21 protein-coding genes are annotated in these 19,118 nt (G+C 59.5%); 18 read left to right on the top strand and 3 right to left on the bottom strand.

The window, feature by feature from the left end; all coding sequences use genetic code 11:
- The first annotated feature begins 45 nt into the window (after positions 1-45).
- Together tuf and rpsJ are read left to right on the top strand one after the other, a co-directional pair.
- Entirely contained in the window at positions 46-1,239 is a 1,194-nt protein-coding gene (gene tuf / locus ACSBPU_RS22515) for an elongation factor Tu (RefSeq protein WP_442594369.1), read from the top strand.
- Positions 1,240-1,302: 63 nt separating this feature from the next.
- Positions 1,303-1,614, top strand: a complete 312-nt coding sequence (rpsJ, locus tag ACSBPU_RS22510) for a 30S ribosomal protein S10 (protein WP_013743964.1) — start codon at positions 1,303-1,305, stop codon at positions 1,612-1,614.
- Positions 1,615-1,633: 19 nt separating this feature from the next.
- Here the strand turns inward: rpsJ and guaD are convergent, their stop codons facing one another.
- Positions 1,634-3,010 (bottom strand): guanine deaminase, encoded by a 1,377-nt coding sequence (guaD, locus tag ACSBPU_RS22505; RefSeq protein WP_442594366.1) that lies wholly within the window; start codon positions 3,008-3,010, stop codon positions 1,634-1,636.
- 371 nt (positions 3,011-3,381) lie between these two features.
- Here guaD and rplC point away from each other — a divergent pair, with 371 nt between their 5' ends.
- The 10 genes from rplC to rpsQ are packed head-to-tail and all read left to right on the top strand — an operon-like array spanning position 3,382 to position 8,149.
- Positions 3,382-4,071 (top strand): 50S ribosomal protein L3, encoded by a 690-nt coding sequence (gene rplC / locus ACSBPU_RS22500; RefSeq protein WP_442594364.1) that lies wholly within the window; start codon positions 3,382-3,384, stop codon positions 4,069-4,071.
- A 2-nt stretch (positions 4,072-4,073) separates the two neighbouring features.
- On the top strand, positions 4,074-4,694 hold the full coding sequence (gene rplD, locus ACSBPU_RS22495) for a 50S ribosomal protein L4 (RefSeq protein WP_180068438.1): 621 nt from the start codon (positions 4,074-4,076) through the stop codon (positions 4,692-4,694).
- The gene (rplW, locus tag ACSBPU_RS22490; RefSeq protein ID WP_180068440.1) at positions 4,691-4,987 is read left to right on the top strand and encodes a 50S ribosomal protein L23; all 297 of its coding nucleotides are present in this window, start codon (positions 4,691-4,693) and stop codon (positions 4,985-4,987) included. The genes rplD and rplW overlap by 4 nt, the downstream gene beginning before the upstream one ends.
- Positions 4,988-5,815, top strand: a complete 828-nt coding sequence (gene rplB / locus ACSBPU_RS22485) for a 50S ribosomal protein L2 (RefSeq protein ID WP_442594362.1) — start codon at positions 4,988-4,990, stop codon at positions 5,813-5,815. It begins immediately after the preceding gene.
- 12 nt (positions 5,816-5,827) lie between these two features.
- Positions 5,828-6,103, top strand: a complete 276-nt coding sequence (gene rpsS / locus ACSBPU_RS22480; RefSeq protein ID WP_180068444.1) for a 30S ribosomal protein S19 — start codon at positions 5,828-5,830, stop codon at positions 6,101-6,103.
- A 3-nt stretch (positions 6,104-6,106) separates the two neighbouring features.
- Positions 6,107-6,436, top strand: a complete 330-nt coding sequence (rplV, locus tag ACSBPU_RS22475) for a 50S ribosomal protein L22 (RefSeq protein WP_180068446.1) — start codon at positions 6,107-6,109, stop codon at positions 6,434-6,436.
- A 9-nt stretch (positions 6,437-6,445) separates the two neighbouring features.
- Complete coding sequence (rpsC, locus tag ACSBPU_RS22470) at positions 6,446-7,246, top strand: 30S ribosomal protein S3 (RefSeq protein ID WP_180068448.1); 801 nt, start codon at positions 6,446-6,448, stop codon at positions 7,244-7,246.
- A 2-nt stretch (positions 7,247-7,248) separates the two neighbouring features.
- Positions 7,249-7,665, top strand: coding sequence for a 50S ribosomal protein L16 (gene rplP, locus ACSBPU_RS22465; protein WP_180068450.1), 417 nt, complete (start codon positions 7,249-7,251; stop codon positions 7,663-7,665).
- 9 nt (positions 7,666-7,674) lie between these two features.
- On the top strand, positions 7,675-7,866 hold the full coding sequence (gene rpmC / locus ACSBPU_RS22460; protein WP_442594358.1) for a 50S ribosomal protein L29: 192 nt from the start codon (positions 7,675-7,677) through the stop codon (positions 7,864-7,866).
- A 1-nt stretch (position 7,867) separates the two neighbouring features.
- Positions 7,868-8,149, top strand: coding sequence for a 30S ribosomal protein S17 (rpsQ, locus tag ACSBPU_RS22455; protein WP_180068454.1), 282 nt, complete (start codon positions 7,868-7,870; stop codon positions 8,147-8,149).
- 180 nt (positions 8,150-8,329) lie between these two features.
- On the opposite strand, the gene ACSBPU_RS22450 is transcribed toward rpsQ, so the two are convergent.
- Positions 8,330-9,991, bottom strand: coding sequence for an AMP-binding protein (locus ACSBPU_RS22450; RefSeq protein WP_442594356.1), 1,662 nt, complete (start codon positions 9,989-9,991; stop codon positions 8,330-8,332).
- A gap of 126 nt (positions 9,992-10,117) precedes the next feature.
- Positions 10,118-11,545: an NAD-dependent succinate-semialdehyde dehydrogenase gene (locus ACSBPU_RS22445; protein ID WP_442594354.1), complete on the bottom strand. Its 1,428-nt coding sequence runs from the start codon at positions 11,543-11,545 to the stop codon at positions 10,118-10,120.
- 503 nt (positions 11,546-12,048) lie between these two features.
- Between ACSBPU_RS22445 and galU the strand changes: the two genes are divergently transcribed.
- The 6 genes from galU to bcsB are packed head-to-tail and all read left to right on the top strand — an operon-like array spanning position 12,049 to position 19,113.
- Positions 12,049-12,885: a UTP--glucose-1-phosphate uridylyltransferase GalU gene (gene galU / locus ACSBPU_RS22440; RefSeq protein WP_442594352.1), complete on the top strand. Its 837-nt coding sequence runs from the start codon at positions 12,049-12,051 to the stop codon at positions 12,883-12,885.
- 29 nt (positions 12,886-12,914) lie between these two features.
- Positions 12,915-13,370, top strand: coding sequence for a cellulose biosynthesis protein BcsD (gene bcsD, locus ACSBPU_RS22435; RefSeq protein ID WP_442594350.1), 456 nt, complete (start codon positions 12,915-12,917; stop codon positions 13,368-13,370).
- Positions 13,371-13,412: 42 nt separating this feature from the next.
- A complete protein-coding gene (gene bcsR, locus ACSBPU_RS22430; RefSeq protein WP_442594348.1) occupies positions 13,413-13,892 on the top strand; it encodes a BcsR/BcsP family cellulose biosynthesis protein in 480 nt (159 codons plus the stop codon).
- A complete protein-coding gene (gene bcsQ, locus ACSBPU_RS22425; protein WP_442594346.1) occupies positions 13,889-14,647 on the top strand; it encodes a cellulose biosynthesis protein BcsQ in 759 nt (252 codons plus the stop codon). The genes bcsR and bcsQ overlap by 4 nt, the downstream gene beginning before the upstream one ends.
- 15 nt (positions 14,648-14,662) lie before the next feature.
- Positions 14,663-16,885: a UDP-forming cellulose synthase catalytic subunit gene (gene bcsA / locus ACSBPU_RS22420; protein WP_442594344.1), complete on the top strand. Its 2,223-nt coding sequence runs from the start codon at positions 14,663-14,665 to the stop codon at positions 16,883-16,885.
- Complete coding sequence (gene bcsB / locus ACSBPU_RS22415; RefSeq protein ID WP_442594342.1) at positions 16,843-19,113, top strand: cellulose biosynthesis cyclic di-GMP-binding regulatory protein BcsB; 2,271 nt, start codon at positions 16,843-16,845, stop codon at positions 19,111-19,113. Before bcsA ends, bcsB begins: the two co-directional genes overlap by 43 nt.
- Positions 19,114-19,118: the final 5 nt, after the last annotated feature.

The raw sequence follows: 19,118 nt of genomic DNA, 5'->3' as shown, positions 1-19,118 counted from the left end.
GCAGGAGACTTTTTTGTTTTCTTGAAAACATTGATGGGATAAATCATGGCAAAAGGTAAGTTTGAACGGACTAAACCGCACGTCAACGTCGGAACGATCGGTCACGTTGACCACGGCAAGACGACCCTGACGGCAGCGATCACGACGGTATTGGCCAAGGCCTTCGGTTCGGGCGAAGCCAAGGGCTACGACCAGATCGACGCGGCGCCCGAAGAGAAGGCGCGCGGCATCACGATCAACACCTCGCACGTCGAGTACGAAACGGCAGCGCGCCACTACGCGCACGTTGACTGCCCGGGCCACGCCGACTACGTCAAGAACATGATCACGGGCGCGGCGCAAATGGACGGCGCGATCCTGGTGGTGTCGGCCGCCGACGGCCCCATGCCGCAAACGCGCGAGCACATCCTGCTGTCGCGCCAGGTGGGCGTGCCCTACATCATCGTGTTCCTGAACAAGGCCGACATGGTCGACGATGAAGAGCTGCTCGAACTGGTCGAAATGGAAGTGCGCGAGCTGCTGTCCAAGTACGACTTCCCGGGCGACGACACGCCGATCATCAAGGGCTCGGCCAAGCTGGCGCTCGAGGGCGACGAAGGTCCCCTGGGCAAGGAAGCGATCCTGAAGCTGGCCGAAGCGCTGGACTCGTACATCCCCACGCCCGAGCGCGCGGTCGATGGCACGTTCCTGATGCCGGTGGAAGACGTGTTCTCGATCTCGGGTCGCGGCACGGTGGTCACGGGCCGTATCGAGCGCGGCATTGTGAAGGTCGGCGAGGAAATCGAAATCGTGGGCATCAAGGACACGGTCAAGACCACTTGCACGGGCGTGGAAATGTTCCGCAAGCTGCTGGACCAAGGCGAGGCGGGCGATAACGTCGGTATCTTGCTGCGCGGCACCAAGCGCGAAGACGTTGAGCGCGGCCAAGTGCTGGCCAAGCCCGGTTCGATCAAGCCGCACACGGACTTTGACGCCGAGGTGTACATTCTGTCCAAGGACGAAGGCGGCCGCCACACGCCGTTCTTCCAAGGCTATCGTCCGCAGTTCTACTTCCGCACGACGGACGTGACCGGCACGATCGAGCTGCCGGCGGACAAGGAAATGGTGCTGCCTGGCGATAACGTGTCGATGAAGGTGAGCCTGATCGCCCCGATCGCCATGGAAGAAGGCCTGCGCTTTGCCATCCGCGAAGGCGGTCGTACCGTGGGCGCCGGCGTCGTCGCAAGCATCACCAAGTAATTAACGCGTGCCCACAGACAGAGGGCAACCGCCCTCTGTCACTTTCGTTCTTTAGGAATTTCCATGAAAAACCAGAAAATCCGCATCCGTTTGAAAGCGTTTGACTACAAGTTGATCGACCAGTCTGCCGCTGAAATCGTTGAAACAGCCAAACGTACGGGCGCGGTCGTGCGTGGTCCCGTACCTCTGCCGACTCGTATTCGTCGCTACGACGTGCTGCGTTCCCCGCACGTCAACAAGACGTCGCGCGACCAGTTCGAAATGCGCACTCACCAACGTCTCATGGACATCGTGGACCCGACAGACAAGACTGTCGATGCCCTCATGCGCCTTGACCTGCCCGCAGGTGTGGACGTCGAGATCGCACTACAGTAAGATCCAAGAAAACGCCGGGCTACCCGGCGTTTTTTTTAGCTTGCGCTTCCAACGCGTATGCGTTATTCCCCGCCATGGTTTCTTTCGCGTCATAGGCGAGCTTCCCGGCTATGTATACCGCGCGCGTAGCGCGGTCGTCTGCCAGCGTCATCTGTACGAACAGCGCTTCTTCAATAGAACGGCAATACCGCATGCGGAAATCGATCAGCGGCGTCGAAGCCAGGTCCAATACCAGCAGGTCCGCCTCCATGCCAGGGGCGATGCTGCCGATGCGATCATCCAGATACAGGGCCTGTGCCGCGCCGCGCGTCGCCATGTAAAAGGCTCTGGGCGCGGAGAGCGAGTAGTGGCCAAGCTGCGCCACTTTGTAGGCCGCGCCCATGGTTTGCAGCATGGAAAGCGAGGTTCCCGCGCCCACATCGCTTGCCAGGCCGACCCGCACGGGAGCCGGATATTCGAGCGCGCGTTCATAGTTGAACAGGCCGCTGCCCAGGAATGCATTTGAGGTCGGACAATGCGCGATGGACGAGCCGCTATCCGCCATGTGCCGCCATTCTGGTTCAGTCAGGTGGATGGCGTGGCCAAAAATGGATCGGGGGCCGGTCAGGCCGTAGTATCGGTATACGTCCAGGTAATTGGCATGTTCCGGAAACAGCCGACGCACCCAGTCCACCTCATCCCGGCTCTCGGAGATATGCGTTTGCATGTGCGTACCCGGATAGCGCCTCCATAAAGCGCCGGCTGCCTCAAGCTGGGCCGGAGTGGAAGAGGGGGCGAAGCGGGGTGTAATCGCATAGGACAGCCGGCCTTGGCCATGCCATTTGCGGATCAGCGCTTCGGACTCGTCATAGCCTGAACGCGCATCGTCGCACAACGCCGGCGGGGCATTGCGGTCCATCAGCACTTTGCCCGCAATCATGCGCATGTCGCGGTCTTTCGCGGCCTCGAAGAACGCTTCCACCGAGGACGGATGGACCGTGCAATACACTGATGCGGTCGTCGTGCCGGCGCGCAGGCATTGATCCAGAAACAGCTCGGACACGTGGCGGGCATGCGCCGGATCATGGAACTGCTGTTCGGTGACGAAGGTGTACTGGTTCAGCCAGTCCAGCAACTGCTTGCCATAGGCGCCCATCATCTGCACCTGCGGGTAGTGCGCATGCGTATCGATGAAGCCTGGCAAGATCAGCGCATTGTCGTAGGTGGTCAGCTGATGGCCGTCGAGGCGGGAACGAAGTTGTTCAAAGTCGCCGAAACCCGTGATCTTGCCGGCTTCCACCAATGTCAGCCCGTCGGCCTCGTAATGCAGGGCGGCGGTGTCTCCGATCTGGAAGGGATCCCCCCGGAATGTAAGCGAGGGGCCGCGCAGGGCGATGCGGTTCTGGCAGGGATGCACGGGCGGGCTCTCCGGTGGTTTGGGCCGGCATATCATAAAGCACGCCTCGTTGGGCGTTGCGCTTTCGCACTTGTCAGCCTCATCAAGCGTGGCTTGTCAACTAGTACTTGCCATTGAATGGCGAAACATGTTAAATTGCTAAGCTTCGCCAAAAAAGTTTTTGCTGGGTGTCTTGCACCCGCCGACACTTATGTGGGCTTTACCGACCCCGGGGGCTTATCGCCCTTAGGCGTTGCAGGTAGTAGTAAGAAGGTAGTAAAGAAGATAGTAGTTAAGGCAGTTCCAAGAAGTTTTGCAAAAATCGACGCGTGCGGTGTGAGTCGCACGCGGTTATTAGCCCCGACCAATCGCAGTCGGGAATGGAGAAAACGATGTCGAACTCGACACCTACGCCCGCCGCTTACCGGCTGGGGCTTGTGGGGCGTAAAGTCGGCATGACCCGTATTTTCACGGAAGATGGCGAGTCCATCCCCGTGACAGTGCTGGACGTGTCGAACAACCGCATCACGCAAGTCAAGTCGCCGGAAGTGGATGGTTATGCGGCTGTGCAAGTTGCCTACGGCACACGTCGTGCAACCCGCGTCACCAAGCCCGTGGCTGGGCACTATGCAAAGGCCGGCTCCGAAGCCGGCAGCATCCTGAAAGAATTCCGCCTCGATCCCGCCAAAGCCGCTGAATTTACAGCTGGCTCCGTCGTGGCCGTCGAAAGCGTTTTCGAAGCAGGACAAAAGGTTGATGTCACCGGCACCACGATCGGTAAAGGCTTTGCCGGCACCATCAAGCGCCACCACTTCGGTTCGCAACGTGCTTCACACGGTAACTCGCGCTCGCACCGCGTTCCTGGCTCCATCGGCCAGGCGCAGGATCCCGGCCGCATTTTCCCGGGTAAGAAGATGTCCGGTCACCTGGGCGACGTTACCCGTACCGTTCAAAACCTCGACATCGTGCGTGTCGACGCAGAACGCGGTCTGCTGCTGGTCAAGGGCGCTGTCCCCGGCCACAAGAACGCAGACGTCGTCGTGCGTCCCGCCATCAAGATGTCGGCCAAGAAAGGAGCCTAATTATGGAACTCAAGCTCCTGAATGACCAGGGTCAGTCCGCGTCCACCTTCGCAGCTCCCGACACGGTTTTCGGCCGCGACTTCAACGAAGCGCTCGTTCACCAGATCGTGGTGGCTTTCCAGGCCAACGCACGCAGCGGCAACCGCGCCCAGAAAGGCCGCGATGCCGTCAAGCACAGCACCAAGAAGCCATGGCGCCAAAAGGGCACCGGCCGTGCCCGTTCGGGCATGACTTCCTCGCCCATCTGGCGTGGAGGCGGTCGCGCGTTCCCGAACTCGCCCGACGAAAACTTCTCGCAAAAGGTCAACAAGAAAATGTATCGTGCCGGTATCCGCGCGATCCTTTCCCAGCTGGCTCGCGAAGATCGTATCGCCGTCGTCGATACTTTCGTCCTCGATGCGCCCAAGACCAAACTTGCCGCTGACAAGCTCAAGAACATGGGCCTGGAGTCGGTGCTCATCATCACCGACGTGCTCGACGAAAACGTTTATCTCGCTACGCGCAACCTTCCGCACGTTGCCGTGGTTGAACCGCGTTATGCCGATCCGCTCTCTTTGATCCACTACAAGAAAGTGCTGATCACCAAGCCGGCTATCGCTCAACTCGAGGAGATGTTGGGATGAACGCCGAACGCTTACTGCAAGTTATCCTGGCTCCCGTCGTGACCGAAAAGGCCACGTTCGTAGCCGAAAAAAATCAGCAAATCGCTTTCCGTGTCGCAGCCGATGCCACCAAGCCTGAAATCAAGGCGGCCGTCGAACTGCTGTTCAAGGTTGAAGTCGAGTCCGTGCAGGTTCTGAACCGCAAGGGCAAAGAAAAGCGTTTTGGCCGTTTCATGGGTCGCCGCCGTAACGAGCGCAAAGCATATGTGTCGCTCAAAGACGGTCAGGAACTCGACTTTACGGAGGTGAACTAAATGGCACTCGTAAAAGTCAAGCCGACTTCGGCCGGCCGCCGCGGCATGATCAAGGTCGTCAGCCCTGATCTGCACAAAGGCGAGCCGTTCGCAGCTCTGCTCGAAAAGAAAAAGCGTGGCTCTGGCCGTAACAACAACGGTCACGTCACTGTTCGTCATCGTGGCGGTGGCCATAAGCAGCACTACCGCATCGTCGATTTCCGTCGCAACAAGGACGGCATCCCCGCCAAGGTCGAGCGCCTTGAGTACGACCCCAACCGCACTGCGCACATTGCACTGTTGTGCTACGCAGACGGCGAGCGTCGCTACATCATTGCTCCCCGTGGCCTGGAAGTCGGCGCTACGCTGATGTCCGGACTGGATGCTCCCATCCGTGCCGGCAACACGCTGCCCATTCGCAACATTCCTGTTGGCGCAACCATCCACTGCATCGAAATGCTTCCGGGCAAGGGTGCACAAATGGCTCGTTCGGCAGGTGCTTCCGCCGTACTGCTGGCTCGCGAAGGCGTCTACGCACAAGTGCGTCTGCGCTCGGGCGAAGTCCGTCGCGTACACATCGACTGCCGCGCAACCATTGGCGAAGTCGGTAACGAAGAGCACAGCCTGCGTCAGATCGGCAAGGCCGGTGCCATGCGCTGGCGTGGTGTCCGTCCGACAGTTCGTGGCGTTGCCATGAACCCGGTCGATCACCCGCATGGTGGTGGTGAAGGACGCACTGGTGAAGGTCGCGAACCGGTCAGCCCATGGGGCACGCCGGCCAAGGGCTACAGAACCCGTCGTAACAAGCGCACAGACAATATGATTGTCTCGCGCCGCAAGCGCAAGTAAGGGGCGAACAACATGTCACGTTCGATCAAAAAAGGCCCATTCGTCGACGCGCATCTGATCAAGAAGGTCGATGCGGCCGTCGAAGGCAAAGAGAAAAAGCCGATCAAAACCTGGTCGCGCCGTTCAACCATCCTGCCCGAGTTCATTGGGCTGACGATTGCTGTGCACAATGGCCGCCAGCACGTTCCCGTTTACATCAACGAGAACATGGTCGGTCACAAGCTCGGCGAGTTCGCGCTGACCCGTACTTTCAAGGGTCACGCTGCGGACAAGAAGTCCAAGAGGTAAGTGATGGAAACTACTGCAATTATCCGTGGAGTCCATATCTCGGCTCAGAAAACCCGTCTCGTAGCGGATCTCATCCGTGGCAAGTCGGTGGCCCAAGCCCTGAATATCCTGACTTTCACACCCAAGAAGGCCGCGGGCATCCTCAAGAAAGCGCTTGAGTCCGCGATCGCCAACGCCGAGCACAACGACGGCGCCGATATCGATGAACTCAAAGTCACCACAATCTATGTGGACAAGGGCCAGTCGATGAAGCGTTTCTCCGCCCGTGCAAAAGGTCGCGGTAACCGTATCGAGAAGCAGACCTGCCACATTGTGGTCAAGGTCGGCGTGTAAGGAGTCACAATGGGACAGAAAATTCACCCGATTGGGTTCCGCCTCGCGGTAAGCCGCAACTGGAGTTCGCGCTGGTTCGCTGACGACAAGGCATTCGGCGGCATGCTCGCTGAAGATATCCGCGTGCGCGAGTATCTGAAGAAGAAGCTCAAGAGCGCTTCCGTCGGTCGCGTCGTCATCGAGCGTCCGGCCAAGAACGCCCGCATCACGGTTTACTCGGCTCGTCCGGGTGTCGTGATCGGCAAGCGCGGCGAAGACATCGAAAGCCTGAAGTCCGATCTGCAGCGCCTGATGGGCGTGCCCGTGCACGTCAACATCGAGGAAATCCGCAAGCCCGAGACCGACGCTCAATTGATCGCCGACTCGATCGCTCAGCAGCTCGAAAAGCGCATCATGTTCCGTCGGGCCATGAAGCGCGCCATGCAAAATGCCATGCGTCTGGGTGCCCAAGGCATCAAGATCATGAGCTCGGGCCGCTTGAACGGCATCGAAATTGCACGTACCGAATGGTATCGCGAAGGCCGCGTGCCTCTGCACACTCTGCGTGCAAACATCGATTACGGTACTTCCGAAGCGCAAACCACTTACGGCATTATCGGTATCAAAGTCTGGGTCTATAAGGGCGACATGCTGCCCAACGGCGAAATGCCTCCCGAGACCGCCGCTCCTCGCGACGAAGAGCGCCGTCCCCGTCGTTCGCCCCGCGGCGAGCGTCCTGACGGTCGTCGTCCTGGTGGTGGCCGTGGTCGTGGTGGCCCTCGCAAAGACGCCTCGCAAGCCAACGCTGCGCCGGCGCCTGAAGGAGAATAAACATGCTGCAACCGTCACGCAGAAAATACCGCAAAGAGCACAAGGGCCGCAATACCGGCCTGGCTACGCGCGGTGCACAAGTCTCGTTCGGCGAGTTCGGTCTGAAGGCCACGGGTCGTGGCCGCCTGACCGCTCGCCAGATCGAATCCGCTCGTCGCGCGATCAACCGCCACATCAAACGTGGCGGCCGTATCTGGATTCGCATCTTCCCCGACAAGCCCATTTCGCAGAAGCCTGCCGAAGTTCGTATGGGTAACGGTAAGGGTAATCCGGAGTACTGGGTCGCCGAAATTCAACCCGGCAAGGTGCTCTATGAAATGGAAGGCGTGAGCGAAGAGCTCGCGCGCGAAGCTTTCCGCCTGGCCGCCGCTAAGTTGCCGATCTCGACGACCTTCGTGTCTCGTCACATTGGTGCTTAAGGAGACCTCATGAAAGCCAGCGAACTCCGTTCCAAGAACGCCACCGAGCTCCAGACCGAGCTCGAGAGCCTGCTGAAGGCACAATTCAACCTGCGCATGCAGCGTGCCACTCAGCAGCTTTCCAACACCAGCCAGATCGGTAAGGTCCGTCGCGATATCGCGCGTATCCGCACCATCATGACTGAGACCGCAGGAAAGTAAAATGAGCGAAACTCAAAACACTCAACCAGCAAAACGCCAGCGTACCCTCATTGGCCAGGTTGTGAGCAACAAAATGGACAAGACTGTCGTGGTCCGCGTAGAGCGCCGCGTCAAGCACCCCATTTTTGGCAAGATCATCGTCCGCTCCAATAAGTACAAGGCGCATGATGAAAACAACCAGTACAACGAAGGCGACACCGTCGAAATCGCAGAAGGTCGTCCGATCTCCCGCGACAAGGCATGGACCGTCGTACGTTTGCTCGAAGCCGCGCGCGTGATCTGATCTCGCGCATGGGGTAGGACCCATTGGGTCCGCCCCGCATGGCAACTGGGGCCAGGCCTGTGAAAGGGTCTGGCCCCAGTTCCGTTTTGGACGCTATGGGGTCAGACCCCATGCAGGGTCTGATCCCTGATCCTTGGGGCCGCCTTCCCCGGGGTCCGACCCCGTAGGGGGTCGGACCCCTCATTCCTTCAGCGCGCGTCGGAGGACCTTGCCTACGTTGCTGCGCGGCAGGTCCTTGCGGAACTCGACGTGGCGGGGGACCTTATAGCCGGTAAGCTTGCCGCGACAGAAGTCGATGAGCTCTTTCTCGGTCAAGCGGTCATTCTTGCGAATAACAAAGAGCTTGACGACTTCTCCGGAGTGCTCATCGGGCACCCCTACGGCCGCGGCTTCCTGGACGTCGGGGTGCTGGACCGCCACGGCCTCGACTTCATTGGGATAGACATTGAATCCAGACACCAGGATCATGTCTTTCTTCCGGTCTCGTATATACAGGTAGCCGTCCTTGTCCGCGCAGCCGATGTCGCCGGTCTGCAGGAAGCCGTCCGCACCGAGAACCGCTTCGGTCTCTTCGGGCCGGTTCCAGTATCCCCGGGTGACTTGGGGCCCGCGGACGCAGATTTCGCCGTTCTCTCCCAGCGGCACCTCGCGACCTTCATGGTCGCGTATCGCGATATCCGTCGAAGGCACCGGCAGACCTATGGAGCCTGTGAAGCTGCGCTTGTCCAGTGGATTGATGCAGACGGCGGGAGAGGTCTCCGTCAGGCCATAGGCTTGCGCGAGCGGCGTACCGGTGACTTCCAGCCAGCGCTTGGCCACGACTTCCTGTACCGCCATCCCGCCACCCAGGGCGATATGCAATGCGCTGAAATCGAGCTTGGCGAAACCGGGGTGGTTCAGCAAAGCATTGAAAAGCGTATTGACGCCGGTAATGGCGGTGAACCGGGTCTGCGACATGCTCTTGACGAGCGCCGGGATATCTCTTGCATTCAAGATGAGCAGATTGCATGCGCCCAGCCTGAAAAACGCCAGGCAATTGGCAGTGAGCGCAAAGATGTGATACAGCGGCAAGGCGGTGACGATGCATTCCTGCTCGCCCTTCACGTAGGGTTGCAGCCACGCATGGGCCTGGCACAGGTTGGACACCATGTTGCCGTGCGTCAGCATGGCGCCCTTGGACACGCCGGTCGTACCACCCGTGTATTGCAGCAGTGCCAGGTCGTCGTGCTCCATGCGCGGCCGGGTGTAGCCCGTATCGCGGCCCGATGACAGCGTCTGCTTGAATCGCAAGGCACCGGGCAGCTCGTATGCCGGGACCAGCTTCTTGACATGCCTGACCACGAAATCCGTGATCGTGCCCTTGAGGGTGCCGAGCATGTCTCCGATACTGGTGACGACGATATGCTTGAGCGAGAGCTCCGGCAGCGCTTGCTGCAAGGTATGGGCGAAGTTCTCGGCAATGACGATGACCTCAGCGCCCGAATCCGCCAGTTGATGCCGGAGTTCACTGGCCGTGAACAGGGGATTGATGCCCACTGCCACCGCGCCGGCGCGCAACACACCGAAAAAGCATATGGGATACTGCAGCAGATTGGGCATCATGATGGCGACGCGATCGCCCTTCCGGACTCCGACCGATTGCAGCCAGGCGGCGAATCTGCGTGAATGTGCATTGACCTGCGCATAGGTCAGCTCGGTTCCCATGCTGATGTAGGCGACGTTTTTCGCGTATCTCTGGCAGCTTTCCTCGAGCACCGCCAACAGCGAATCGTAGCCGGCCGCGTCCTCGGTGATTTCGGCCGGCACACCAGGCGGGTATTGGTCGAGCCAGATGCGCTCCATGCTCATTGCCTCCTTTGGAAGGGGTCAGACCCCATTCGGGGTCTGACCCCATTCGGGGTCTGACCCCATAACTGACCCTACTACCGCAAGCCTAGGGACAGACCCCCAATGGGGTCTGTCCCTTCGTCAGATATGGGTGACGAACTTGGTGACGAGATAGCCGTCGAAGGTTTCCATGCCGCCTTCGCTGCCGATGCCGCTATCCTTGATGCCGCCGAATGGCGTTTCGGGCAAGGCGCTGCCGAAGTGGTTGATGTTGATCATGCCGGCCTCGATGCCATTGGACACCTTGGTGGCGGTTTGAAGCGAATTGGTGAACACGTAGGACGACAGGCCGAAAGGCAGGGAATTGGCCCGGCGGATGACGTCATCGGTATCCGTAAAGCGGACGATGGGCGCGATCGGGCCAAAGGGTTCTTCCGTCATGAGCATGGAGTCTTCGGGGAGGTCCGTGACGACTGTCGGAGAGAAGAAGTGTCCTTTCAGGTCCAGGCGTTCGCCGCCCAGCACGACCTTGCCGCCCAGGCTGCGGGCGTTGTCCACGAACTTTTCCATTGTCGGCACCCGCCGCGCGTGGGCGAGCGGGCCCATTTGCGTGTCGGGCTCGAGACCGTCGCCGACCTTGACGGATTTCAGGGTGTCGACAAAGGTGCTGAGGAACCGATCGTAGATTTTCTCGTGCACATAGAAGCGGGTGGGCGACACGCACACCTGCCCGGCATTGCGCACCTTGAAGCGGGCCAGTTGCTGTGCGGCGCGATCCACGTCCGCATCGTCGAAGACCAGCACGGGGGAATGCCCGCCAAGCTCCATGGTGACGCGCTTCATGTGGGCTCCGGCCAGCGCCGCCAATTGCTTGCCCACCGGCACGGAGCCGGTGAATGACACCTTGCGCACGATGGGTGAACGAATCAGATAGTCTGAGATCACGCTGGGTACGCCCCACACGATGTTGAGCACGCCGGGAGGCAGCCCGGCGTCGTGGAAGATGCGGGCAATGGCCATCACCGCGCTGGGGGCATCTTCAGGGCCTTTGAGGATGACGGTGCAGCCTGCGCCGATTGCCGCGCAGATCTTGCGTATGGCCTGGTTGTATGGGAAGTTCCACGGGGTGAATGCCGCGCATACGCCGATGGGTTCGCGCAGCACCATTTGTCGCACGTCGGGATTGCGCGGCGGAATCACGCGTCCATAGATGCGGCGGCATTCTTCGGCGTGCCAATCTGCATGGTCGGCGCAGGACATGATTTCACCCACGGATTCCGCCAGCGGCTTGCCTTGATCCAGGGTCATGTTACGACCGATTTCCTGGGCCCGGTCGCGTGAAAGCTGGGCCGCCTTGCGCAGGATCTCGGAACGCTGCATGGGCGAGCTCTTGCGCCAGCTTTGGAATGCTCGGTCGGCGGCGGCGAGCGCGCGATCCAGGTCCGCCGTTCGGGCATGGGGCAGATGGCCCAGGACCTCCAGGGTAGCGGGGTTGGTGACCTCTTCGGTTTCGCGGCCGTCGCCGGCAAGAAATTCACCATCTATATATAGCGCAAGTGTCTCGTACATTGTTTTGTTTCACTTCTGATTGGAATCCGCCGTGGCAGCGGGGAGGGGATGGAATGCACCGTCATTTATAGCACGGAGCGCGGACGCAGCCACGAACCATGATGGGTATCCCCGTGCCGTATGTCTTGCCACGCGTGATCGCAAACTTAACAATTGTTGTAGTCCGGCACGCTCCAGCGCCCTGAAAATATAGCCATTGCTGAAATTTACCGATACAATTCTGAGCACTGGAACGAATCTGGTAACAGTTGAACCGGAAAAGTTTCATATTCAAAAGAATGCTTGCGGCTTCAAGGCTTACGGCATTTTGCCCAGACGCAAGGTCATGCTTCAAGAATACGGGCCGGAAACCCGTAGCTCCGCCTTGCCACACCATAGCGAGCTTTTACGTGAGTCCCTCCGTCAAGGCGTATTTGCTAGTTAATTCTCCATTACATCAGCGAGGTCGGCCGCATGCCGGTGCTCGTGCCTTTCGTTCGTCCTCTTTTTTTCGCAACACCGCAATGAAGCCAATACGCAAGGCAGTATTTCCCGTAGCCGGCCTGGGCACGCGCTTTCTGCCCGCCACCAAGGCCATGCCCAAAGAAATGCTGCCCGTCGTCGATAAGCCACTGATCCAGTATGCGGTCGAGGAAGCCATCGCCGCCGGCATCACTGAACTGATCTTCGTGACAGGACGCCATAAACGGTCCATCGAGGACCACTTCGATCGGCTACCCGAGCTCGAGGCCGAATTGGCGGCCAAGGGCAAGCATGCGCTGCTCGAATCGGTCAAGAACATCATTCCTCCTTCGGTGACCTGTATCTACACCAGGCAGGCGGTGCCGCTGGGGCTGGGGCACGCTGTCCTGTGCGCGGAACCCATTGTCGGAAACGAACCGTTCGCAGTGTTGCTGGCCGACGACCTCATCGACTCCGACGTGTCGGCAACGCGGCAATTGGTAGAGGCTGCGCATCGCCACGATGGCAGCGTCCTGGCCTTGCAGTCGGTAGAACGCCAGCACACCGGCAAGTACGGCATCGTGGCGGGACGCAAGCTGGATAAGCACTGTATGCGGGTAGACGCCATCGTCGAAAAACCCCAGCCGGCCGATGCGCCCAGCACCCAGGCCGTTGTCGGGCGATACGTCCTTGAGCCCGAGATCTTCCAGTGCCTGCGTTCGACCTCCGCCGGCGTGGGCGGGGAAATTCAATTAACGGACGGTATCGCCAGGCTGCTGACGCACCGGGCGGTATACGGATGCAAGTATGAAGGCCTGCGGTACGACTGTGGCAGCAAAGAGGGGTTCTTCCGCGCCACCGTCGAGCTGGGACGCAAGTATCACGGCCTGACGGCATGATCTCAACGACATCAATAACGGGGTATTGCATGCATGATAAGTTTTCCGAGTATTTGAACGGCCAGTTGCACAATTCGGCCTGGGCATTTTTTCTTGGACCATTCGTCCAGGAGTTGTTGAGCCACGTGACCAACGAGGAAATGCGCGGCTTGGCCCGGAGCGCCGGCATACGGGCAGGCCGTGAAATGCCTTTGCCCGCATGCGAGTCGCTTCAGCAGATGGAGGCCGCGGCCAATGATCATTGGTCGCGCCTGGGCTGGGGCATCGTCACGTTTCAGGAATACAGCGGCCATCTCTCCATCGAGCACCGCTTTGCTCCGCTTCGCGCCACGCTTGGCGAGCCGGCCATGGCGTGGGCTGCCGGCTTTCTCGAGGGCGTGTATCAAGAGTGGTTCACGATGCTGGGCGCGGGCCGCGACCTCTTGGTCAGGCAGGAGGGTGGCACGGATTCGTACGGCGGGCTTGTCTATAGGCTGGCACGCTAGGAGTCCATTCCCCTAGTGCTGAATAATGAAAGGATCGACTCAATGACTGGTTCAACCGATATCGCCAAACTGTTCAAATCTTTTGGTGGAAATGCAGCGGAAGAATATCGAGAAATCGTTGATCATGACCGGCAGGATGCGTCGCGCACCCGTTGGCCCATGCTGGAGCAGATTCCGTTGCAAGCGCCGATGGCACGAAAATTAGACCAACAGTCGAAGAAGCCGGAAATTTCCGCTGCCGGCAACAATATTCCCCTGCCTTCCTTCCATTCCCTGCGCGTTCTGGCGCCATCCACAGGGGGGGCGGGCGATGTTTCCACGAATGACGTTCCCGGCGCTGTCCAGCATTCATCCGTCCCCGAGGTGATGCCGCAGCGCGGCACGCTGCAGGATGTCTTTAGGCGAATTGGACGGGAGCCGGGGGATTCGACAGTCGAGAAAGCGGCGGAACCCCTTTCCGGACAAGACGCTGGCCCTTCGAAAGGAATTGCGTCCATCTTTCAAAGATTGCGTCGGTCATGAAAGTAGTATCAGTTGTCTCCGCCAAGGGAGGAGTGGGAAAAAGCACGGTAAGCGCGAATTTGGCAGCGGCTCTGCAGCAGCAAGGCCATACAGTGCTCGCCATCGATCTGGATCCACAGAACGGACTGCGCTATCACTTCACGCTCGAACCTTCGTCCATGGCGGGGTTGGTGCAAGCGCCGCAAGATGCAGACGCCTGGCGGGCACTCATACGCCCGACGGAGTCGGGGGTAGCGTTGATCCCCTATGGCGATTGCACCGAGCCCGAGAGGCAGGCATTCGAAGCGGAGTTGCGTACAGATGCCTCGTGGCTCATAAGCCGCTTGAGAAACCTAGAGTTGGGACGTGACGTGGTCGTCGTCATCGATACTCCGCCGGGGCCATCGGCATACATGACGCAAGCCTTGACCGCGGCCTCCCTAGCGGTCGCAGTCGTGTTGCCGGATGCTGGGTCATACGCCACGCTGCCACAGTTAAATACGCTGATTTCAACGTATTGCGAAGGTCGCGACAATTTTTCCGGTTACGGCTTCGTGGTCAATCAAGTCGATCAGGGCCAGCAACTGAGCAAGGATATTACGCAGGTGCTGCGGACCACATTCCGGGACCGCATGGCGGGCCTGGTGCATCTGGATCAATCATTGAGCGAAGCCCTGGCACACGGCAAGAATATTTTCCAGTATCGCCCGCACAGTGTCAGCGCGCGTGATCTGGTGGCGTGCGCGCAATGGGTCACGCAACGGCTGGATCTTTAAAGAAAGAGGTGTGTCTTGGCCAAACAAAAAGCGCTCAGCACAACAGATTCCGGGGTAGAACGAGGTGCCCGCAAGCTGGCCAACTGGCTGGTCGGCCTGTCCTTGTGGGATTACCGGCTTGTCAGAATCCTGACTTTGTTGATCTCCGCTCTATTGTTCGTTGCAGTGGTGAGCACGCCTCTGGACCTGGAATATCAGATTCTGTTTGCGCTGACGTCGTTCGCGCTGGCCATGCTGCTTGGCAGATTGTCCGAGGGGCGGCTCGTCACCCTGGTGTTGGTGGTCATTTCGGTCGTGGCCTCGTTGCGCTACATGTACTGGCGTATTACAGCCACTTTGGGGTTCGAGACCTGGTTGGATATGGGTTTCGGCTACGGTCTGCTGCTGGCCGAAATCTATGCCCTGCTGGTGCTGCTGTTCAGTTACTTCCAGTCCGCCTGGCCCTTGAGGCGCAAACCCGCAATGATGCCGCCCGATACCGGCTCTTGGCCGTCCATCGACATCTATATTCCGACTTACAACGAGTCATTGAGTGTGGTGCGCCAGACGGTGTTCGCGGCGCTTTCTCAAGACTGGCCCATGGACAAGCTGAATATCTACGTGCTTGATGATGGGCGACGCGAGGAGTTCCGCTCCTTTTGCGCTTCGGTCGGCGTGGGCTATCTGACCCGTCCAGACAACAAGCACGCCAAGGCCGGCAACATCAATTCTGCGCTGCCCAAGACACATGGCCAATACATTGCAATCTTCGACTGCGACCACGTTCCAACCCGCTCGTTTCTGCAGGTCTGCGTAGGCTGGTTCCTCAAGGACCAGAAACTGGCGATGCTGCAGACCCCGCACGTGTTCTTCTCGCCCGACCCCCTGGAAAAGAATCTTGACGTATTCGGCAAAGTGCCGAACGAGGGGCGCCTTTTCTATGGCTTGACGCAGGATGGCAACGACTTGTGGAACGCGACGTTTTTCTGCGGCTCATGCGCAGTCTTGAAGCGTGAGCCGCTGCTTGAAGTGGGGGGCATGGCGGTAGAAAGCGTGACCGAGGATGCGCTAACGGCCTTGAAGATGAATCGCGCGGGATACAACACCGCTTACCTGGCCATTCCGCTGGCAGCCGGCTTGGCGACTGAAAGCCTGTCGCGACACATTGGACAACGCATACGCTGGGCACGAGGCATGGCCCAGATCTTTCGCAGCCACAATCCCTTCCTTGGCAAGGGCCTGACGCTCAGCCAACGCATTTGCTACGCCAGTGCCGCCTTGCACTTCTTCTATGGCTTGCCAAGGCTGGTATTCCTGACCGCCCCGCTGGCTTATCTGTTTTTTGGCGCGCACGTTTTCCAGGCATCGGCATTGATGATCGCGGCGTATGTGCTGCCGCATATCGTTCATGCGTATGTCACCGGCTCGCGGATACAAGGCAGGTTTCGCCATTCTTTCTGGAACGAGGTGTACGAGTCGGTGCTCGCCTGGTACATCATGCGTCCGACCTTGGCAACGCTGATCGCGCCTAACAGCGCGACGTTCAACGTAACGGCCAAGGGGGGCACCATCGAGAAGTCCTACTTCGATTGGACATTGTCCCGTCCCTATATCATCTTGCTTGTGCTCAACCTGGCCGGCATGATGATCGGAGCGTGGCAGGTGATTCACAACATGAACGATGCCGGGTTGGTGTTTACCGCGCTCATCAATATGGCATGGACGTTGCATAACGTGGTGATCTGCAGCGCCAGTGTGGCGGTGGCGGGCGAGCAGCGCCAGATTCGCGCTTCCCCCCGCGTGGGCGCGACACTGACGGCAACCTTGCATTTGCCGGGCGGCTATGGCGTTGCATGCCAGACCAGCGACTTTTCGCAAGACGGGCTTGGCGTCGCTTTGCCGGACAGCGTACCGGTACAGGTGGGTGACCAACTGCAGGTCTCGATATTCCGGGACGACGTGGAAGGGATTTTCCCCGCGACCGTGGTTTTCGTTTCCGACCAGCGGCTCGGGTTGCGATTCAGGGATCTGACTCTTGCGCAGCAGGTCGAGCTATCGCAAATGACGTTCGCCCGTGCGGATATCTGGACCGACCCTTGGAACGAAGGCGAGCCTGATACTCCTTTGGTGGCCGGCCGCCAACTTGGCCAAGTCGCGATGCATGGTTTCAAGGTGCTGTTGCGCGAGAGCCTGTGGGCAGTGGTCGGAGGGCGCCGGTGGCGCCGCAGGACGCCCAAGGCGCAAGAGGCGGTATCGTGACTGCCGGACGCCGTTGGCGAGTTCTTCTCGCGATCCTGCTGGCCGGGATAACCGCGTTATGTGCGGTACCAGCCAGTCACGGAGCGTCCGGACAGGATGCGATACTCAGCAAACCTTGGGGGCTGCGGTCCTATGCGGTCGAGTTCAGCCAGCTTGCCTCGTTGGCGGATATCGAACTCCTTGGCGTGGAGGCGAAGCGGGGGGTGTACGTCGGCCTGAGGACCGACGAACGGGTCAAGCGGGCACGTCTTGAGCTTTCATACTCCTATTCGCCGGCGCTGCTCGAAACGCTTTCACACCTGAACGTGGTGCTCAATGGCGAGGTGGTGGACACCGTTGTCCTGACAAAGCAGGAGCATGAAGGCAAGCTGCAGCATACGACGGAGCTTCCCGTAGCCTTCCTGCGTCCCCACAATCAACTTGATATCCAGCTCGTTTCGCACTACACGCTTGGCTGCGAAGATCCACTGCACCCCGATTTGTGGGCCAACATCGACCGGGGCAGTCGTCTGCTGCTGGACGTCGATCCAGTGATACTGCCCGACGAGTTGGCCATGCTGCCCGCACCTTTCTTCGACGGCCGGGACATGCGCCGTCTGGACCTTCCGTTTATCATGCCGGACACCGACGACGATAGCCTGCAGGCTGCCGGCGTGATTGCTTCATGGTTCGGCGCGCTTGCTGACTACAGGGGCGTTCGATTCTCAGCGCAGGGCCAGTTGCCGCAGCAAGGCCACGCCGTGCTGATATTGGGCGCAAATAGAGTGCCGCCGGGCATGGCGCCGATGAAAATAGAAGGGCCGACGGTCGCCGTCGTGAGCAATCCGCAAGACCCTGCCGGAAAACTGCTGGTCATCGCCGGAAGAAATGGCGACGAGGTAAAGACCGCCGCGGCCGGCTTGGTATTGGGCAGCGAGTCGCTGACGGGACCGTCCGCCTTATTGAGGAAGGTCGACCGGGCACCGCGCAAGCCTTATGACGCACCCAATTGGGTGCCGGTGGATCGGCCCCTGCGGTTTGGAGAACTGCTGCCGCCACAAGCGCTCACCGTGGCTGGACGGGACCCATGGCCCGTTCGCATGCGATTGAGAGTACCACCGGACCTGTCCGCTTGGCGCGTGGACAGTGTCCCCATGAATCTGATCTTTCGATATGCAAATCACCGAGTCCCGGCGGATTCCCGCCTGGATGTCTCGCTGAATGGAAACTTGATCAAGCATTATGAACTCGATGCTCCCGAGAAAGGCGTCATGGAGAAGCTTGGGGCGCGCGCGACTGGAATCATCCGAGATGACTTCAAGGTTCCACTGTATGCCGTGGTGCCGGATACCACTCTTCAGTTCAAGTTCCGCTACCCGCATATTCCCGAGAACGAATGCACCGGAACGCTCGTGGACACCCGGCGCAGTGCCATCGACCCGGAGTCTACTCTGGATTTTTCCGGATTGACCCACCACTTGGCCATGCCTGATCTGGGGACGTTCTACAGCGCGGGCTTTCCGTTTTCCCGCATGGCGGATCTCTCCGAGTCGGTGGTACTGCTGCCACCCCAACCCAGCGAACCGCAGGTGGCCGCGTATCTCAATGTCATGGCCAACATAGGCGAGTCGACCGCCTACCCCGCCGTTGGCATCAAGGTCACCACCCGTGGCGAGGCCGAGGAACTAAAGGACAAGGACGTGCTGGTCATCGGAACCGGTCGGTCAATTCCCATGTTGGACGCGTGGCTAGAGCATTTGCCGGAAACCGCCATTCGGCCGGCGTCCTCGAGTACGGCGTTCTGGACCGTGGGCGGCGCATTGGACCGCCTGTCGAACGTACTGGGCTTTGATAAACATGTGCTTCAGCAGTCGGTCGGACTCAATTCCACGATGCTGGCGGGATTCGAGTCACCCATTACGCGTGGGCGCAGCGTCGTCGTCATGAGTGGCGCGACAGATGCCGCCCTGATTCGCATGGCTGGCCTCATGGCGAAGAACAGCCCCGAGGCGGTAAGGATACAGGGAAGCGTCGTGATATTGGACGGCGATCGATTCGAGTCGCTGTCGGACGACAAAACCTATTACGTGGGGAGTCTGGGAGCATTCGGTTCGATGCAATGGTTCTTCGCCCAGCATCCGCTGATACTGGTCTTCATCTATATGCTGGGAGCGCTGCTGGTGGGAACCTTGTTCTATGTGGGGCTGAAGTCCCGCGCCGAGCGCCGACTTCGAGTTGACGGACGATGAAGCTA

The organism is Parapusillimonas sp. JC17 (assembly GCF_052180245.1).
Lineage (GTDB): Bacteria > Pseudomonadota > Gammaproteobacteria > Burkholderiales > Burkholderiaceae_B > Parapusillimonas.
Note: the sequence above shows the minus strand (reverse complement) of the source record. Positions and strands in the feature narration are given on the sequence as shown.

Bases quoted from the DNA above. Each gene is read 5' to 3' on its own strand.
- rpsJ (WP_013743964.1), top strand. From the start codon at position 1,303: ATGAAAAACCAGAAAATCCGCATCCGTTTGAAAGCGTTTGACTACAAG.
- rplW (WP_180068440.1), top strand. From the start codon at position 4,691: ATGAACGCCGAACGCTTACTGCAAGTTATCCTGGCTCCCGTCGTGACC.
- rpsS (WP_180068444.1), top strand. From the start codon at position 5,828: ATGTCACGTTCGATCAAAAAAGGCCCATTCGTCGACGCGCATCTGATC.
- bcsR (WP_442594348.1), top strand. From the start codon at position 13,413: ATGACTGGTTCAACCGATATCGCCAAACTGTTCAAATCTTTTGGTGGA.
- galU (WP_442594352.1), top strand. From the start codon at position 12,049: ATGAAGCCAATACGCAAGGCAGTATTTCCCGTAGCCGGCCTGGGCACG.
- bcsD (WP_442594350.1), top strand. From the start codon at position 12,915: ATGCATGATAAGTTTTCCGAGTATTTGAACGGCCAGTTGCACAATTCG.
- rplP (WP_180068450.1), top strand. From the start codon at position 7,249: ATGCTGCAACCGTCACGCAGAAAATACCGCAAAGAGCACAAGGGCCGC.
- rpsQ (WP_180068454.1), top strand. From the start codon at position 7,868: ATGAGCGAAACTCAAAACACTCAACCAGCAAAACGCCAGCGTACCCTC.
- rpmC (WP_442594358.1), top strand. From the start codon at position 7,675: ATGAAAGCCAGCGAACTCCGTTCCAAGAACGCCACCGAGCTCCAGACC.
- ACSBPU_RS22445 (WP_442594354.1), bottom strand. From the start codon at position 11,545: ATGTACGAGACACTTGCGCTATATATAGATGGTGAATTTCTTGCCGGC.
- tuf (WP_442594369.1), top strand. From the start codon at position 46: ATGGCAAAAGGTAAGTTTGAACGGACTAAACCGCACGTCAACGTCGGA.
- rpsC (WP_180068448.1), top strand. From the start codon at position 6,446: ATGGGACAGAAAATTCACCCGATTGGGTTCCGCCTCGCGGTAAGCCGC.
- ACSBPU_RS22450 (WP_442594356.1), bottom strand. From the start codon at position 9,991: ATGGAGCGCATCTGGCTCGACCAATACCCGCCTGGTGTGCCGGCCGAA.
- bcsQ (WP_442594346.1), top strand. From the start codon at position 13,889: ATGAAAGTAGTATCAGTTGTCTCCGCCAAGGGAGGAGTGGGAAAAAGC.
- rplV (WP_180068446.1), top strand. From the start codon at position 6,107: ATGGAAACTACTGCAATTATCCGTGGAGTCCATATCTCGGCTCAGAAA.
- rplD (WP_180068438.1), top strand. From the start codon at position 4,074: ATGGAACTCAAGCTCCTGAATGACCAGGGTCAGTCCGCGTCCACCTTC.
- rplB (WP_442594362.1), top strand. From the start codon at position 4,988: ATGGCACTCGTAAAAGTCAAGCCGACTTCGGCCGGCCGCCGCGGCATG.
- rplC (WP_442594364.1), top strand. From the start codon at position 3,382: ATGTCGAACTCGACACCTACGCCCGCCGCTTACCGGCTGGGGCTTGTG.